The 2,191-nt window shown below is 68.4% G+C and carries 3 protein-coding genes; 1 reads left to right on the top strand and 2 read right to left on the bottom strand.

The annotated features are described in order from the left end of the window. Nucleotides 1–648, bottom strand: a 648-nt coding sequence (locus AC1D01_RS31305; protein WP_477873398.1) for a fumarate hydratase, incomplete at its 3' end; no start/stop codon positions are given. A gap of 100 nt (nt 649–748) precedes the next feature. On the opposite strand from AC1D01_RS31305, the gene nhaA reads away from it, so the two are divergent. Continuing rightward, nucleotides 749–1,924, top strand: a complete 1,176-nt coding sequence (gene nhaA, locus AC1D01_RS31300; RefSeq protein WP_477873395.1) for a Na+/H+ antiporter NhaA — start codon at nt 749–751, stop codon at nt 1,922–1,924. Here nhaA and AC1D01_RS31295 read toward each other — a convergent pair. Continuing rightward, on the bottom strand, nt 1,918–2,191 hold a 274-nt coding region (locus AC1D01_RS31295; RefSeq protein WP_477873393.1), incomplete at its 5' end, for a YqhA family protein. The two genes, nhaA and AC1D01_RS31295, sit on opposite strands and share 7 nt — an antisense overlap.

The following is a 2,191-nucleotide window of genomic DNA, read 5'->3' as shown; positions in this document are numbered from 1 at the left end:
GTACATGTCGATGTCCTGCATCAGCGACTCTTTCGCGAGCAGCATCGCCTTCTCGGCCGTGCCGCCGATGCCGATGCCCAGCATGCCCGGCGGGCACCAGCCGGCGCCCATCGTCGGCACCGTCTTCAGCACCCAGTCGACCAGGCTGTCGCTCGGGTTCATCATCACGAACTTGCTCTTGTTCTCGCTGCCGCCGCCCTTGGCCGCGATCTGGATGTCGACCGTGTTGCCCGGCACCAGGCTCATGTGGATCACCGCCGGCGTGTTGTCCTTGGTGTTCTTGCGCTCGAAGTGCGGGTCGGCCACGATGCTCGCACGCAGCTTGTTCTCGGGGTCGAGGTAGCCGCGGCGCACGCCTTCGTTGACGGCGTCTTCCACGCCGGCCGGGAAGCCCTCGAAGCGCACGTCCATGCCGATCTTCATGAAGACGTTGACGATGCCGGTGTCCTGGCAGATCGGGCGGCGGCCTTCGGCGCACATCTTCGAGTTGGTCAGGATCTGCGCGATCGCATCCTTCGCGGCCGGGCCCTGCTCGGCTTCGTACGCCCGCGCCAGGTGCGCGATGTAGTCGGCCGGGTGGTAGTAGCTGATGTATTGGAGTGCGGCGGCGACGCTGTCAACCAGGTCGGTGTAGCGGATCGAGGTCATGTGGCTATCCCGGAAAGTGGGCGGAACTGCTGAACTGCGGAACAATCCCCGGCGAGCGGGCTGGGCTTGAGCCGCGAATTTTACTGACAGGGGAGAACTCATGCTGAATGGCATCCGGCGCTTCATCGCGTCCGAATCGGCGGGCGGCGTCGTGCTGGCGCTGGCCGCCATGATCGCGCTGATCGTCAGCAACTCGCCGTGGCACGAGGCCTACCAGCGTTTCGTCGACCTGCCGGGCGAGCTGCGCATCGGCGGCGACCTGCTGGTGCTGGCCAAGCCGCTGCTGCTGTGGGTCAACGACCTGTGGATGGCGGTGTTCTTCTTCCTGGTCGGGCTCGAGATCAAGCGCGAGATGCTGGCCGGCGAACTGGCCTCGGCCCGGCAGGCGCTGCTGCCGGCCGGCGCGGCGGTTGGCGGCATGGCGGTGCCGGCGCTGATCTACGCGGGCATCAACCTGGGCGACCCGGTCGCGCTGCACGGCTGGGCGATCCCCGCGGCCACCGACATCGCGTTCGCGCTCGGCATCCTGATGCTGCTGGGCTCGCGCGTGCCGGCCTCGCTGAAGGTCTTCCTGACGGCGGTGGCGATCATCGACGACCTGGGCGCGATCGTCGTGATCGCGCTGTTCTACACCGCCGACGTGTCGCTCGCGATGCTGGGCGCGGCGCTGGCCGGCGGCGTCGTGCTGTTCCTGCTGAACCGCGCCCGGGTGATGAGCGTCGGGCCGTACGTCATCGTCGGGCTGGTGATCTGGGTGTGCGTGCTGAAATCGGGCGTGYATGCGACGCTGGCCGGCGTGGCGACGGCGCTGGCGATTCCGCTGCGGGGCGGCGACGAGGGCCATTCGCCGCTCGAGACCACCGAGCATGCGCTGCACCCCTGGGTCGCGTTCGCGGTGCTGCCGATGTTCGCGTTCGCCAATGCCGGCGTGTCGCTGCAGGGCGTCACGTTCGGCACGCTCGCGCAGACGGTGCCGCTGGGCATCGCCGGCGGGCTGGTGCTGGGCAAGGCGATCGGCGTGTTCGGTGCCGCCTGGCTGCTGATCCGGCTGGCCGGGGCCGAGCTGCCGGCCGGCGCCAGCACGCGGCAGTTCTTCGGCGTCTGCGTGCTGTGCGGTGTCGGCTTCACGATGAGCCTGTTCATCGGCGCGCTGGCCTTCGAGGGCCGCGGCGGCGACTACGAGACGCAGGTCAAGCTCGGCGTGCTGTGCGGCTCGCTGATCGCCGGCATCGCCGGCACCTTGCTGCTGCTGGGCGGTGCGCGCCGGCCTCAGTGATTCGAGGGGGTGTGCGGCAGCAGGCGGTCGGTGATCGCGATCGCCATCGCCGACAGCAGGAAGGCGCAGTGGATCACCGTCTGCGCGATCAGCACCCGGTCGCTCAGCGCATCGGCGTTGATGAAGGTCTTCAGCAGGTGGATCGACGAGATGCCGATGATGGCGGTCGCGAGCTTCACTTTCAGCACCGAGGCGTTGACGTGGCTCAGCCACTCCGGCTGGTCGGGGTGGCCTTCGAGGTTCATGCGCGACACGAAGGTCTCGTAG

The sequence above is a fragment of the Rhizobacter sp. P3_B12 genome (assembly GCF_056402895.1).
This window is presented reverse-complemented; position numbering and strand designations above follow the sequence as displayed.